Annotated in this window: 15 protein-coding genes; 3 read left to right on the plus strand and 12 right to left on the minus strand. The window is 37.1% G+C overall.

Annotation, left to right across the window (positions count from 1 at the left end; genetic code table 11):
• Window positions 1-39 precede the first annotated feature (39 nt).
• The 6 genes from KO521_RS18805 to KO521_RS18830 all read right to left on the minus strand — a co-directional run bounded on the left by KO521_RS18805 (window position 40) and on the right by KO521_RS18830 (window position 5,883).
• The gene (locus KO521_RS18805) at window positions 40-549 is read right to left on the minus strand and encodes a rod shape-determining protein MreD (protein ID WP_215941437.1); all 510 of its coding nucleotides are present in this window, start codon (window positions 547-549) and stop codon (window positions 40-42) included.
• The gene (gene mreC / locus KO521_RS18810) at window positions 539-1,363 is read right to left on the minus strand and encodes a rod shape-determining protein MreC (RefSeq protein WP_215941438.1); all 825 of its coding nucleotides are present in this window, start codon (window positions 1,361-1,363) and stop codon (window positions 539-541) included. Before mreC ends, KO521_RS18805 begins: the two co-directional genes overlap by 11 nt.
• An 89-nt stretch (window positions 1,364-1,452) precedes the next feature.
• A complete protein-coding gene (locus KO521_RS18815) occupies window positions 1,453-2,481 on the minus strand; it encodes a rod shape-determining protein (RefSeq protein WP_013992538.1) in 1,029 nt (342 codons plus the stop codon).
• 66 nt (window positions 2,482-2,547) lie between these two features.
• Window positions 2,548-4,077, minus strand: coding sequence for a bifunctional phosphoribosylaminoimidazolecarboxamide formyltransferase/IMP cyclohydrolase (gene purH, locus KO521_RS18820; RefSeq protein WP_215941439.1), 1,530 nt, complete (start codon window positions 4,075-4,077; stop codon window positions 2,548-2,550).
• Window positions 4,078-4,252: 175 nt separating this feature from the next.
• Complete coding sequence (locus KO521_RS18825) at window positions 4,253-4,711, minus strand: GAF domain-containing protein (protein WP_215941440.1); 459 nt, start codon at window positions 4,709-4,711, stop codon at window positions 4,253-4,255.
• 89 nt (window positions 4,712-4,800) lie between these two features.
• A complete protein-coding gene (locus tag KO521_RS18830; protein ID WP_215941441.1) occupies window positions 4,801-5,883 on the minus strand; it encodes a hypothetical protein in 1,083 nt (360 codons plus the stop codon).
• Between the two features lie 328 nt (window positions 5,884-6,211).
• On the opposite strand from KO521_RS18830, the gene KO521_RS18835 reads away from it, so the two are divergent.
• The 3 genes from KO521_RS18835 to KO521_RS18845 all read left to right on the plus strand — a co-directional run bounded on the left by KO521_RS18835 (window position 6,212) and on the right by KO521_RS18845 (window position 9,486).
• The gene (locus KO521_RS18835) at window positions 6,212-6,625 is read left to right on the plus strand and encodes an HYC_CC_PP family protein (RefSeq protein WP_215941442.1); all 414 of its coding nucleotides are present in this window, start codon (window positions 6,212-6,214) and stop codon (window positions 6,623-6,625) included.
• 168 nt (window positions 6,626-6,793) lie between these two features.
• Entirely contained in the window at window positions 6,794-9,103 is a 2,310-nt protein-coding gene (locus KO521_RS18840) for a TonB-dependent receptor (RefSeq protein WP_215941443.1), read from the plus strand.
• Between the two features lie 26 nt (window positions 9,104-9,129).
• Entirely contained in the window at window positions 9,130-9,486 is a 357-nt protein-coding gene (locus KO521_RS18845) for a heavy-metal-associated domain-containing protein (RefSeq protein ID WP_215941444.1), read from the plus strand.
• Between the two features lie 421 nt (window positions 9,487-9,907).
• Here KO521_RS18845 and groL read toward each other — a convergent pair whose 3' ends face one another.
• From groL to KO521_RS18875, 6 genes are all read right to left on the minus strand, one after another.
• Window positions 9,908-11,542 carry a chaperonin GroEL gene (gene groL / locus KO521_RS18850; RefSeq protein ID WP_215941445.1) on the minus strand — a complete coding sequence of 545 codons (1,635 nt, stop codon included), beginning with the start codon at window positions 11,540-11,542 and terminating at the stop codon, window positions 9,908-9,910.
• A 98-nt stretch (window positions 11,543-11,640) separates the two neighbouring features.
• Window positions 11,641-11,919, minus strand: a complete 279-nt coding sequence (locus tag KO521_RS18855) for a co-chaperone GroES (RefSeq protein ID WP_194525858.1) — start codon at window positions 11,917-11,919, stop codon at window positions 11,641-11,643.
• 142 nt (window positions 11,920-12,061) lie between these two features.
• Window positions 12,062-12,424 (minus strand): preprotein translocase subunit SecG, encoded by a 363-nt coding sequence (secG, locus tag KO521_RS18860; RefSeq protein ID WP_215941446.1) that lies wholly within the window; start codon window positions 12,422-12,424, stop codon window positions 12,062-12,064.
• 6 nt (window positions 12,425-12,430) lie between these two features.
• Window positions 12,431-13,351, minus strand: a complete 921-nt coding sequence (locus KO521_RS18865; protein ID WP_215941447.1) for a hypothetical protein — start codon at window positions 13,349-13,351, stop codon at window positions 12,431-12,433.
• Between the two features lie 59 nt (window positions 13,352-13,410).
• Window positions 13,411-13,929: an LPS assembly lipoprotein LptE gene (lptE, locus tag KO521_RS18870; RefSeq protein WP_215941448.1), complete on the minus strand. Its 519-nt coding sequence runs from the start codon at window positions 13,927-13,929 to the stop codon at window positions 13,411-13,413.
• A gap of 33 nt (window positions 13,930-13,962) precedes the next feature.
• Window positions 13,963-15,231, minus strand: a complete 1,269-nt coding sequence (locus tag KO521_RS18875) for a sigma-54 interaction domain-containing protein (protein ID WP_215941449.1) — start codon at window positions 15,229-15,231, stop codon at window positions 13,963-13,965.
• Window positions 15,232-15,248: the final 17 nt, after the last annotated feature.

The following is a 15,248-nucleotide window of genomic DNA, read 5'->3' on the forward strand; positions in this document are numbered from 1 at the left end:
TGAAATTTTATATTTACGAAGTTTATACTTTTTTGCTTTCTACTCTTTTCGAACACTGAAAAGTGAGCCGAATAATAAGCAAAGAATAAGAGTTGCGGCGCCCGTAGCCAATACTTTCTTCAAAATTAATAGGAAATTGTCCAAACTAAAAATTTCCAGGGTAAAGAAAACAAAGTGATGTACTATAATTAATAACGCCAAATATGTAATTTGTTGTACCCTAGTGGTGTTACTTAGTTTAAAACTTTGAAATTCAAAATTCACGCCAAAAACAAATCTCATAATGGCAGGCCTCATATAGGCTATAGTAATTGTAGAAGCCGCGTGAATGGCCATGGTGTCCGAAAAGAAATCTATGGCTACACCTAATAGAAAAGCAAGCCCTATAAAGGCCGCTCTATTCTCTTTGATTGGGTACCAATACAGAAATAAAATATAAACCATTGGGTTTATAAAACCAAAAAAGTTTAATTTATTGAATACCAGTACCTGTACTAGTACCAGTAGTATAAAACGAATGACATTTAAGAAGTAATAGTTACTGACCATTTGTCTCCGTTTGTTTTTCTAGTTCTAAAATCTCTTTGCGGTAATTGTTTTTAATGATGTAAACATTTTTAATATTCGTCATGTCATTAAAAAGAGCCACATCTATATTGTAAAAACTTTTGGAAGTATTAAGGTCAAATTTCCGTATGGTTCCAATAGGAATATTTTCAGGGAAAATACTGCTCATACCACCGGTAACAATAGTATCGCCAATAGTTAAGGGTACCAATCTTGGAATGTCAACCAGTTGTACCACATTAAACCTTTTCATGTCCCATACTAAAGAACCAAAGTGATCCGTATTTTTAATTTTAGCGTTAATATTGGATTTTTCGTTCAAAATAGACTGTACAGTGGCGAAATTATTGGAGGTATTTTCTATGATGCCTAAAATACCTTTGCTGGTTATAACACCCATGTCAGGTTCAACACTGTCATTTCTGCCCTTGTCTATAGTAATATAATTACGAGGGTCCGCAAAGCTGTTTTTAATGACTTTTCCTGTTGAAATGGTATACGTAAGAAAAACGGAATCTAGTGCTGTGCTATCTATTCTTTCTTCTTTGTTAAACAATAGCTTACGCAAGTATTCATTTTCTTGCATAAGTTTTTCGTTCTCTTTATCAAGACCAAAATAGCTGGAAACATCATTAGAGGTATCTAGAATATTTCCCGTCAGCCAATTGGACGAGTTAAAGAAACGCGACTGGTGATACGAATGCGATTGAATCGTAAATCCCAAAGAAACCATCATCAAAAAGACATAAAGAAGGAAATTCTTATATCGTATGATAAAGTTGATGATCTGCTGCATTCACTATTAGATTTGGTGAAACCTGTGAAGCAATTCCGAATGGAAATAAAAATTAAAACCTTTTGAAATCGCCCCGAAATCTGTAGGTTTTATTTGATAAGGATACTCTTGTAGCGCTCTAAGTTCTTAAGTGCTATACCTGTACCTCTTACTACGGCTCGTAGCGGGTCTTCTGCAATATATACAGGTAGGTCTGTCTTTTGTGATAATCTTCTGTCTAGCCCTCGTAGCATAGAACCACCACCGGCCAAGTAAATACCGGTATTGTAAATATCGGCGGCCAATTCCGGAGGCGTCTGCGAAAGGGTCTCCATAACGGCATCTTCTACACGAAGAATAGATTTATCCAATGCTTTTGCAATTTCACGATATGAAATCTGAACTTGCTTTGGCTTTCCAGTTAATAGGTCACGACCCTGAACTGATTTTTCGTCAGGTGGCGTCTGTAAATCCTCGGTAGCCGAACCAATTTCAATTTTTATATTCTCGGCGGTTGCTTCACCAACGTAAAGGTTGTGTTGCGTACGCATGTAATAAATAATATCATTTGTAAAAACATCACCTGCAATCTTCACGGATTTGTCACAAACAATACCTCCTAATGCTATAACGGCAATTTCTGTAGTACCACCTCCTATATCTACGATCATGTTACCTTTTGGTTGCATGATATCAAGACCAATACCTATGGCTGCTGCCATTGGTTCATGAATTAAGTAAACTTCTTTGCCATTTACACGTTCGGCAGATTCCTTTACCGCACGCATTTCTACTTCTGTAATACCAGAAGGAATACAGATAACCATTCGTAATGCTGGAGGAAACCATTTTTTCTTTAAAGCAGGGATGTTCTTGATGAACATATTGATCATCTTTTCAGATGCGTCAAAATCTGCAATAACCCCATCTTTTAGCGGACGGATTGTTTTAATGTTTTCGTGGGTTTTACCCTGCATCATGTTCGCTTCTTTACCCACAGCAATAATCTTGCCTGAGATACGGTCACGAGCAACAATAGACGGGCTGTCTACAACTACCTTGTCCATGTGAATGATAAGGGTATTCGCCGTACCTAAATCGATGGCGATTTCCTCTGTCAAGAAATCAAAAAATCCCATTTGTAATCTGTTTGGTTATGTTACTAGCTTGATAAGGGGTGTATTTCATCGACAAAAGTAATGAAATTAATGCTTGAAATGACGTGTGCCCGTCATAACCATAGATACGCTATTTTCATTACAGTAATCGATACTCAATTGGTCTTTTATAGACCCGCCCGGCTGTATAACGCTAGAAATACCACTTTTATTGGCTATTTCTACACAATCTGGGAAAGGAAAGAACGCATCGCTCGCCATTACGGCTCCTTTAAGGTCGAAATTAAATGATTTAGCCTTGTGAATTGCTTGGTTCAGGGCATCTACCCGTGAGGTCTGACCGGTTCCGCTGGCACATAATTGTTTGTTCTTTGCAAGGACAATTGTATTGGATTTTGTATGCTTACATAGTTTGGAAGCAAAAATCAAATCTTCTAAATCTTGTTCAGAAGGTTTGCTATCGGTTACATATTGTAAATCTTCTAAAGTATCGGTTCTATGGTCTTTTTCTTGAAGTAAGACGCCATTTAGACAGGTTCTAACCGTCATTTCCGGCATTTTTACTTCATTCTGAACTAAAACAATACGATTTTTCTTGCCTGTCAAAATCTCTAGGGCATCATCTGCATAACTTGGTGCAATGACCACTTCGCAGAACAACTTATGAATCTCCTCGGCAGTTGCCTTATCAATCTCTTTATTACTGATTAAAACTCCTCCAAAAGCTGAAACAGGGTCTCCTGCCAATGCATCTACGTAGGCCTGGTGTAAAGTACTACGCTGTGCCAGTCCACACGCATTATTGTGTTTTAAAATGGCAAAAGTAGGGTCGTCATTTTTGAATTCAAGCATTAAATTTACTGCGGCATCAACATCTAATAGGTTATTGTATGAAAGTTCTTTACCATGTAGTTTATTGAACATGGCATCAAAATCACCAAAAAAGAATCCTTTTTGATGTGGGTTTTCGCCATAACGCAAAACCTTGCCATTAGTCTCGCTAATTTTTAAAGCTGCGAGATTGTGGTTTTTGTTGAAATAATTAAAAATAGCAGTATCGTAGTGAGAAGAAACATTGAAAGATTTTGCAGCAAAACGTTTGCGGTCTTCAAGGCTTGTGCTTCCGTTTCCTTCTGAAATCACATTTAAAAAGTCTGAGTAGTCTTCCATAGAAGATACACAAAGTACATCTTTGAAGTTTTTTGCGGCGGCACGGATAAGTGAAATTCCACCAATGTCAATTTTCTCTATAATATCTTGTTCCGGTGCACCACTGGCAACCGTCTTCTCAAAAGGATAAAGATCTACAATTACAATGTCTAGCTGAGGAATTTCAAATTCTTCCAGTTGGGCAACATCACTTTCGTTGTCTTGTCGGTTTAAGATTCCACCAAAAACTTTTGGGTGCAATGTTTTAACTCTTCCTCCTAAAATAGAAGGGTAACTCGTAACATCTTCCACTGGCACAACATCTACGCCAAGTTCTTTTATGAATTTTTCAGTTCCACCGGTAGAGTAGATGGTAATACCGAGTTCCTGAAATTTTTTGATGATTGGTTCCAATCCGTCTTTATGGAATACGGAAATCAGTGCAGAAGAAGCTTTTTTGATGCTCATTTTAATAAGATGTAGTTACTAAGTTAAAAAGACATGCAAAAGTACTTTTTTTGAAAGAAAAAACTACCTAGGTTATTAACAAAACTGCTAAAGTTTTAAACCGTTTTGTGTCAAATAACACGGGGCAGCATCGATAAACGGTATTCTAAAAAACTAAAAATCTAATTAAGATGAATTATAATATGTAAATTTTGGCCACTTCAGTGTTTACGAACTCTAGAAAACGTTCGTCTTCTTCAGTGAATGGGTCGGGCGTATTTGAGTCGATATCAATCTGACCAACATTTTCTCCCTTTATGAAAAGAGGGACTACAATTTCTGCTTTTACGGTAATGCTGCATGCTATATAATTATCTTGAGCTTGTACATCTGGCACTACAAAATTTTGATTGGACACGGCTACTTGTCCGCAAATTCCTTTTCCGAAAGGTATAATGGTGTGGTCCGTAGGTGCGCCAGCATAAGGACCTAATTTAAGCTCCTCCTTATCTCCGTTTTTAAAGTAGAATCCTACCCAGTCATAATGAGGTACGGTTTCTTTAAGAAGTTTGCAAAGGTTCTGAAGGCGTTCGTCTACGGTTAAAGAGGAAGATTTAAGTATGGTGCTAGTTTTGATTCTTAAGTCGTTAAACATGCTAATTTTTTATGCAAAAATAAACTATTGAAAACAAAAAAAAGGGATGCCGAATTAACGACATCCCTTTGCAATATTTTAAAAATATATTATGGCTGTATTTTTACATCAAAAACGATATAGTCGTCAGCGTTAAAACCACTTTTTACTTCTGTAATTTTAATAAGGCCTTTTTTGCCGTAGTTGTCTACAAATTTAATAACATCGCCAACATTCAAACCATTTACATACTGAAAGTCAAAAGTTTCTTCCTCAATTTCATCGTTTATTTGACCTGATAATGTAATGGCATCGAACTCTGCAACAGTTACAAAAGATAGTTCAAAATAGGTATTGTTTAAGGTTTCTCCTTCTGCTTCTTCGTCTGCACTTGCTTCAAAACCTTCTACATCAAAATTAAATACTTCTTTGTACTTGGCAGTTGATGCTAATGAAGCTTTATCTCCATTGGTATAGTAGTAGCCAAAATCCCAAAATGCTCTAAATTCTGGTCCGTCTGTGATATTGTAAACAGTTTCGTTCAATAAAGAGAAAAATGTTTCGGAATCGCCATCTTCTCTAGGAGCGAATAGTTTAATGTCTGTAAAAGACCTTGCCTCGGCCGCTGGGTTGGTTCCATTACCAACCTTTACAGTAATAGTACCTACACCTAAAGCTTTTCTTTTTGTAGGATCTCTGAAATCTCCTTTTCCGGTCGTTGTCCAGAATTGGTAAACAATCTCTCCATTATCAATATCTGGAACAGGAAGTTCAAAAGTAAAATCAATAGCTTTCTGAGTATCTCCATCTAAATCAACAGAACCATCGCCTTTTAAAGCTTTTGTAAGGTCTTTACCTTCTATGTTGAAATTGTTAAATGGCATTTCTCCGCCACCAGATATGTTTTGAGTAATATATAATCTTTTTTGATTTGATTCAGATGTATAAATGATACGCCCTGGTACAGTTGTGCTAACTTCGCCAGAGGCTTCGGCAAACAAAACGTCGCCTGAAGAGTCACTGTCGTTAATTATAAGTGTAGCAACGGTTTCTTCATCTGTGTCGTCTTGTTCTTCATCGCCTATGGGTGTGTCAAACACAGAGCCATCGTCGCTACTACAGCTAGATACCATAAATGCTAGAGCAAATACTGCAAAACCTGATTTTACTACTGATCTAATATTTTTTTTCATTACTAAAATTTTAAGTTCAATGTGGTTAGTGAATCGGATGTACTGTAAGTTTAATCCGTCATGTGATAACTCAAAAACCGACCGATAAGTATGTGAAAGACGAAAAAAAATGTTAAAATCAAGTATTTCCCTGTAAATATTGGTGTGCAGACTGTTTAATTTTATTGAAATTCAGCTGTTTTGATTACTAGTGCCCTAACTAGGTTTGTTCAAAAAAATATTAAGATGTTGTTAAAAATGAACAATTTGAATGCCATTTAAGGCGTTTAAACAAAGTTGGCGTTTTTGGGCTTAGCTGATTGAAGAATTAATATGTAATTTTGCTTCAATGAAAAATGTGTTACATAGAATAGTTTCTCTAGTCATGGCTGTATTGCTTTTGACAACTACTACCTCTTGGAAAGTAGAGAAGCACTATTGTATGGGTCACTTGGTAGATGTAGCCTTTTTTGGGGAAGCCCAGGATTGCGGTATGAGCATGACTTTAGATGAGGAAATAGAACCCTCGGTTGAAAAAATGTCTTGCTGCAATAGTGAAGTAATCGCTAAAAAAGGGCAAGAAGATGTTAAGCCATCTTTCAATGATTTTGAATTAGATCAGCAGGTTTTCTTGGCAGCCTATGTCTATTCCTTTATTGACTTGTTTGAAACAGAGGTTCAAACACATTCTAGCTACACACATTATCTTCCACCTAAAATCGTCAAAGATATACAGCTTCTGGACGCTGTCTTTTTGATTTGATGTTTTATCAATTTCTTATGGTTTTGCATAAAGTAGTTCCTTGTTAGATAAGGTCTATTGTAGCGGTTACATTTTTATGTTTCCTGATAGTTCTACTTTGTGTTTTCGGTTTTCAGATATGAATTACCGATGAATAAAGGTTAATTGATAAAATGTTTCATCAAGAAAATGAATAAATATATAATAGTACTTATCTCTGTAACGCTACCATTGCTGTCATTCTCACAAGAGAAAATTAAAGGGATTGTCTTGGAGCAAGGTGATTCCAGTAAAACGGGTATTGCAGGAGCCAACGTGTATTGGATGGACTCTCAAATAGGAGTTGTAACCAATATGGATGGAAAATTCACCATTCCCTATAAACAGGAATTCAATAAATTAATCATCAGTTATGTAGGCTATGAGTCCGATACGCTTACGGTAGCAGAGCCCAAAAGCATTCGTGTAAGTTTAAAGCCTTCAAATGAATTGGATGAAGTGGTTGTGCAACAAGAGCGGGATAACATTCAGAAAACTTATTTCAGTCCACAGAATACAGTAACCGTAAATAGCGCGGAGCTGCTAAAGGCGGCCTGTTGTAATTTGGCAGAGAGTTTTGAGACAAACCCTGCGATAGATGTAAATCTTTCAGATGGATTAACGGGTACGAAACAAATTCAAATGTTGGGGCTTACCAGTCCATATTTGATGATTACCCAAGAGAATATTCCTATGGTTCGTGGTGCTTCGCAGGCATACGGGCTCACATTTACACCTGGTACGTGGATAGAAAGTATTCAGATTACAAAAGGAGCGGGCAGTGTCGTGAATGGTTATGAAAGTATCTCAGGTCAGATAAATACGGAATTGGTAAAGCCGCTTACGGATAATAGAGTTTTTATAAATGGATATGGGAATGAAAATGGTAGGTATGAGCTAAATACTCATTTCAACAAAAAGCTATCTGAAAAGTGGAGTACGGGACTTTACATACACGGAAATAAAAGGACTCAAAAAGAAGATGACAATGGAGATGGTTTCTTAGATGCTCCATTAGCAGATCAGATAAATGTTATGAACCGGTGGCAGTATCAGGACCCAGAAAAAGGATGGGTTAGTTTTTTAAATATCAGGTTTTTGAATGATGAGAAACAAGTGGGGCAGGTAGATTTCAATCCGGATACCGATAGGGTAGATAATAATAGGAGAATATTTAGTCAAGCCGAAGTGCTTTCTGTAGGCGAAGCCGGTACCCCAACCCTGAGCGAAGCCGAAGTGTGGGGTAGTGAAATTAACACCCGGCGTTTTGATACATCTATAAAATTGGGCTATGTGTTTCCCGAGTTGCCTTTTCAGAGTTTTGGTTTTCAAACTTCCTATAGTATGCATAAGCAAGATTCCTATTTTGGTATAAAAACGTATGATATTAATCACGAAAGTATCTATACTAACCTGCTTTTTAATTCCATTATTGGCGATACCCGTAACAAGTTTAAGACTGGATTTACATTTGCATATGATGGATATGATGAATTGGTGAATACAATGGATTATTCTAGGGAAGATAAGTCTGTAGGGGCGTTTATGGAATATAGTTATGAGAATCTAGAGAAAGTAAGTTTAACGGCCGGTCTTCGGGTGGACAATCATAATAGGCTGGGTATGTTTGTAACTCCGCGTTTCCATATACGATATACACCCTGGGCAATGGGAAGCTTACGAGGTTCTTTTGGTCGTGGAAAGCGAGCGGCTAATATTTTTGCAGAGAATCAACAGTTGTTCGCATCTTCCAGAGAAATAAAAATTTTAAATACAGGAGGAGATGTGTATGGGCTGGAGCCCGAGGATGCATGGAACTATGGTGTAAGTTTTCTCCAAGGATTTAATTTTTTAGACCGGAAAGGGAGTATTACTATGGATTACTATATTACTGATTTTAAGAACCAAGTGGTCGTAGATTGGGAAAACCCCCAAGAAGTGTCATTTTATAACTTAGATGGAGATAGTAAGGCTAATAGCTTTCAGGTTGAGGTTGATTATGAACTTTTGCCAGGTCTTGATATACGAACGGCATATAAATATTACGATGTATCTACGGATTATAAAAATGGTAGCCAGCAAAAACCACTGCAAGCACAGAATTTGTTTTTTGCGAACTTAGGTTATAATACCAAAGCAAAAGATAATGGGGCACAGTGGAAATTTGATTATACCTTGCATACTTTAGGTAAAAAAAGGTTGCCCAATACAAGTAGTAATCCGGTAGCGTATCAGCTGGCAGAATATTCATCTCCTTATAATCATATGAATGCACAAATAACAAAAGTGTTATCGAATACGTTTGAGGTCTATGTAGGAGGTGAGAATTTATCTAATGTTAAACAAGACAATCCTGTGTTAGGAGCGAATAATCCTTTTGGCCCTAATTTTGATACCACAATCATATATGCACCAATAATGGGCAGAATGTTTTATGGCGGATTTAGAATAAAAATATAATTACAACAACTAATAATAATATATATATGAAAACTTCAATTTTATCAATTGCAATGACCTTCTTTACGCTTGTAACGTTTGCTCAAGAGAAGAATAAAAAGATGACTTTTGATGTTAATGGTAAATGTGCCATGTGTAAGGAAAGAATAGAGGAGGCCGCGCTTAATGTAAAGGGTGTGAAATATGCTTCTTGGGATATACCTACGCATCAATTATCCATAATAATGGATGAGCGTAAAACTGACCCTATGAAAATTAAAACGGCGATTGTTGCTGTGGGTCATGATACCAAAGAGTTAAAAGCAACGGAGGAGGCGTATAATAGTGTTCATCCTTGTTGTAGATATAGGGAAGACAATACGGATGATGGCGCCAACCATTAGATTTAAATACCTTAAAATTAGGGTATGAAGGTGGTTTGTTCCCTTTTGGGAAATGGCTGAAATATTTTAGTTAATTATTTCCCAAAGGAAATATCACGAATCAGAAACTAATCTACCTTAGATTAGTTTTATTCAATACTCCAAATTATGGCACAAGCAAAAAATGCAGGTAAATCATCTGTAAAGCCGTTAGCAGCGAAAGCTGGTAAAAAGGCTGCTCCGAAAGCTGCTCCTAGAAAGAAGTAGTTGATAAGGCCGGTAGGGTTTTAACATTGGACATGAAAACCACCTTCTGTACATAAAGAAGGTGGTTTTTTTGGTTGGTATAAGAACAAAAAAACCGCTCTTGAATTTTCAAGAGCGGTTTAGTATAATAATAACGACAGTACCAATTATTTAAATTGGCTGTGGCGCCAGGGCACTACATCATGCCTGGCATTCCACCACCACCACCCATAGGAGGCATTGCCGGAGCATCTTCTTTAATGTCTGTCAAAGCACATTCCGTAGTCAAGATCATACCGGCAACAGAAGCTGCATTTTCCAAAGCAACACGAGTTACTTTCTTAGGATCGATAATACCAGCTTTGGTCATTTCAACATATTTCTCTGATTTTGCATCATAACCGTAATCTCCTTTACCTTCAAGAATTTTAGCGATTACTACAGAACCTTCACCACCTGCGTTAGAAACGATTGTTCGTAACGGAGCTTCAATAGCACGGGCAACGATTTGTAGGCCAGTTGCTTCATCTTCATTTTCAGTCGCAACTTTAGCAAGAACAGATTTAGCTCGTACTAAAGCAACACCACCACCAGCAACAATACCTTCTTCAACAGCAGCTCTTGTAGCGTGCAAAGCATCGTCAACACGGTCTTTTTTCTCTTTCATTTCAACTTCAGAAGCTGCACCTACATAAAGTACCGCAACACCACCGGCCAATTTGGCCAAACGCTCTTGAAGTTTTTCTTTATCGTAATCAGAAGTAGTAGTCTCAATTTGAGATTTAATCTGATTCACGCGAGTTTTGATGTCTTTAGCAACGCCACCACCGTTTACAATAGTAGTATTGTCTTTGTCTATCTGCACTTTTTCACAAGTACCCAACATATCAATAGTTGTATTGTCTAAAGAGAAACCTCTTTCTTCAGAAATAACCGTACCGCCAGTTAAGATTGCTATATCTTCTAACATTGCTTTTCTGCGATCACCAAATCCTGGAGCCTTAACAGCGGCAATTTTTAAAGAACCTCTTAATTTGTTTACCACCAAAGTAGCTAATGCTTCACCATCAACATCCTCCGCAATAATTAAAAGTGGCTTTCCAGATTGAGCAACTGGCTCTAATACTGGAAGTAAGTCTTTCATTGAAGAAATTTTCTTATCGAACAATAAAATATAAGGACTTTCTAAATCCGCTACCATTTTTTCTGAATCAGTAACGAAATATGGAGATAGGTAACCTCTGTCAAACTGCATACCTTCAACAACATCAACATAAGTATCCGTACCTTTAGCTTCTTCTACGGTAATTACACCTTCTTTACCAACTTTGCCGAATGCTTGTGCGATCAAGTCACCAATTGTTTCGTCATTGTTGGCTGAAATAGAAGCAACTTGCTTGATCTTTTCAGAAGAATCACCAACTTTTTTAGATTGTTTGACTAGATTTTCAACAATAGCTTCAACCGCTTTGTCAATACCTCTTTTCAAATCCATTGGGTTTGCGCCGGCAGCAACATTCTTAAGACCTTCTTTTACGATAGCCTGTGCTAAAACGGTAGCAGTAGTTGTACCATCTCCGGCAAGGTCATTGGTTTTAGAAGCAACTTCTTTTACCATTTGAGCGCCCATATTCTCTAATGGGTTCTCTAATTCAATTTCTTTTGCTACCGTAACACCATCTTTGGTTACTTGTGGGGCGCCAAAAGATTTACTTATGATTACATTTCTACCTTTTGGTCCTAATGTTACTTTTACTGCATTTGCCAATGCATCAACTCCTCTTTTCAGGCCGTCGCGTGCATCGATATCAAATTTTATATCTTTTGCCATAATAAATATTAGTATTTGTTTCCCACCGGAGTGGGCGTATTTAAATTAATCTTATGCTTTCCTTGATGTCGTTCCTTTTAACAGGAACAGAAAGGAAATTATATAATAGCTAAAACGTCACTCTCGCGCATCATAAGGTAATCAACGCCTTCAAGCTTAAGCTCAGTGCCCGCGTATTTCCCATATAGAACAGTATCACCAACTTTTACTGTCACTTGCTCGTCTTTGGTTCCAGGTCCAACGGCAACGATTTTACCTTGTTGAGGTTTTTCTTTGGCAGTATCTGGAATGTAGATACCTGATGCTGTTTTGGTCTCGGCAGCCATAGGTTCAATAAGGACCCTATCCGCCAATGGTTTAATGTTCACTTTTGCCATATTTTTAGTTTTTAGATTGAAAAATTATATTCTCGAATGCTAGTGGGCAGAAATTATGCCATTACATGAAAACTGACACATTGTTAAACCAAAAATGCCAGCTTGTCACTAAGCTGGCATTTTGTATATGTTAATTGTAGTTTTATAAACTATCTGCAGGCGTACTGGCCGGTGCAGGTGTCTGTTCTGGCAGTGCTTCCGGTACAGTTTCAGGAACTACGGTTTCAATACCATCTCCATTTAAAAGTTTAGAGTCCGTGTCAGTAAAGTTTCCTTTAAGCGCAACGTTAGAAGCTAAGATTAGAACAACAAGTAAAATAGACAGGGTCCATGTACTTTTGTCTAAGAAATCTCCCGTCTTTTTAACACCACCAACAACTTGGCTACCACCGCCGCCAAAAGAGGATGACAATCCGCCTCCTTTAGGGTTTTGCACCATAATTACTAATATTAGTAAAAAGCAAACTATAATAATAAGGATTAAAAAAATTGTAAACGTACTCATAATGCCTTACTTATTTTCTTGTTGTAATTTTTCTACCGCTTTAATTCGGTCTGCAAAGAAACCACTTTTTTCCGGATATTTCAAACTTAAAATTTTATAAGATTGAATGGCTTTTTTATACTTCTTCTGTTCCAGATACACCTTGGCTAAAGTTTCTGTCATCAGTTCTTTCTTATCCAGGGTAACAGAATTTTCAATCGCTACTTTCTTGACTTCTTTATTAGGATTGATTTTTGGATTTTTTTCAATGAACTTGTCAATCAGGTCAAACTTTTTTCTTTTTAGAATTTCTTCTTCTAGCGGAAATTCAATAGGCTCTGGCTCTAATTCAATAGCTTTTTTTACAGGAGTTTCTTCGTTATCTCTCTTAACGGATTTAACTGTTGTGAGTTGTAGCCATTCTGCAAAAGAATATTTTTCTCTTTTAGTAAAAGGTAGGGGTTCTCCCAATTCTAAGTTTTCAGAAGCTTTTCTTTTAGCTTCTGCTATTTCTTCGTCAATTTTTGGATCTTTTGACCTAAAAAGTTGTGGGTCTAGCAGTTTGTCTGCATCTGCAGGTGATAATGGAATTGGAGCAACCGTAGTGCTATCACCTTTGTCTGGAACGGCAACTTCTTCAATATTAATTTCAGTATCAACCAAAGGAACCGCCTTGCCTGATATTTTATCTGCAATGGTATTCTGTAAAAACTCTTTAGAAGTAATGAAGTCAAAAAGAACGTCCCGATCGGTAGTGTAAGCGGCCGTTACTTTAAGCGCATTATTATATTTGAAGCTATTTAGATTTTTCAAACCTTTTAGGTGAAGTGCGTGAGCCGCTTGAAAGTACGGATACTCTTTAAGTACATCTTCCAATTGCTTGGTTTGAAGTGGGGAGACCACTTTGTCCGGATGTTGTAAAAGGTATGTAAAATCTTGTACGTTCATTCTCTAATGTTACTAAAAGGTATATGGTTATATTGGTTTATTATAAGTTAGAGGGTGTCTTACCAATCTGCCAAAGATGCGTTGAAAATGTCTTGTGTTATCCGCTCAAAAATGGTTTCTAGAGCTTCAGTCTTTACAGAAGATAATTGGGAATTTGCCGGATAATCATAAAAAAATGAGAAACGTTGTTCAAAATCCGCATCTTCTTTGGTTTTGTTAAAAAAACGCACTTTTACTGCCATTGATAAGCGGTTTTGTGCAGCAGTTTGTTGGGCCGTTGCACTCATAGGAGATATACGAAATTCTACAATTTCACCTTCATATAATAAATCTCCGTTGGAAGAGGTCAAATCAAGACTGGTCTGGTTTAAGATACGGTCTTGCAGTGCCAATGTAAAATCTCTTTCTAAGCCTGGTTCAAAAGTAGAACCTGGATTTTGTGTTGCGTAATTTTGAAAAGTAGGTATGGTAAAGGTGGTTGCAGTACCTACATTGCCACCCGTAAAATTATAAACACCACAACCATTAAGAGTTAGGATTAGAATTAAACTAAAAGTTAAATATACGTTCTTTTTCAAAGTTCTATTTTGTTAGTGGTGGGCAATGGCCTGCTATAAATCGTATTGTTTTATTTTACGGTATAAGGTACGTTCAGAAATACCGAGTTCTGCAGCAGCAGCTTTTCGTTTTCCGCGGTTGCGTTCCAATGATTTCTTTATAAGTTCTACTTCCTTTTCTTGTAAAGATAAGGTTTCTTCTTCTTGGATTTCTTCGGCAAAATGATACTTGTCCTCAACAGAAGGTTTAATAATGGGTTTTTCCGCTCGTGGTTCTGGTAATTGTAAAACTTCCATAGATGAGCGTTTCTCTTCCTCTAATTCCTCTCCGTTATCACCATAAATCTTTCTGATAAGGCCTTCATTCTCCTCTTGGACTTTTTCACCATCATTATTTTTCATCAACTCCAAAGTAAGTTTCTTTAGGTCGTTTAAGTCACTTTTCATATCAAAAAGTACCTTATAAAGAATTTCCCGTTCGTTGCTAAAATCGCTTTCAGCTTTCTTTTGTCCTATTACCGCTGGTAAGTTGGAGTTGTTTGAATTGGGAAGATATCCGTTCAGGGTAGACCAAGATACGCTTCTACTTTCCTCTAAAACCGATACTTGTTCTGCGATATTCCTTAATTGTCGTATGTTTCCCGGCCATCTATATTTTTGTAAAAGGTCTACGGCGTCATCATCTAAGCGAATGGTAGGCATTTTATACTTCTGACCAAAATCCGAAGCAAATTTTCTGAAAAGCAAATGAATATCTCCCTGTCTTTCTCGCAATGGCGGAATATTTATCTCAACAGTACTTAATCTATAATATAGGTCTTCCCTAAATTTTTCTTTTTTAATGGCATCGAACATATTTACGTTCGTTGCCGCAACAATACGCACATTGGTTTTTTGCACTTGTGAGGAACCTACTTTCAAAAATTCACCATTTTCAAGAACTCTCAATAATCTGACTTGAGTGGTGAGCGGCAATTCTCCAACTTCATCTAAAAAAATGGTTCCACCGTCCGCTACTTCAAAATAACCACTTCTGGTTTGTGTTGCTCCTGTAAAAGCGCCTTTTTCGTGACCAAAAAGTTCACTGTCAATAGTGCCTTCTGGAATAGCACCACAGTTAACGGCAATATATTTTGCATGCTTTCTATGGGACAGCGAGTGAATAATTTTGGGAATAGCCTCTTTACCAACTCCACTTTCTCCTGTAACAAGAACAGAAATATCTGTTGGAGCAACTTGAATGGCTTTTTCTATGGCGCGATTAAGTTTCGGGTCATTGCCGATAATCTCAAATCGTTGTTTTATGGCCTGTATATTTTCCATTGTTCTCTTAGCTTCGG

It is taken from the genome of Zobellia uliginosa (assembly GCF_018860745.1).
GTDB lineage: Bacteria > Bacteroidota > Bacteroidia > Flavobacteriales > Flavobacteriaceae > Zobellia > Zobellia uliginosa_B.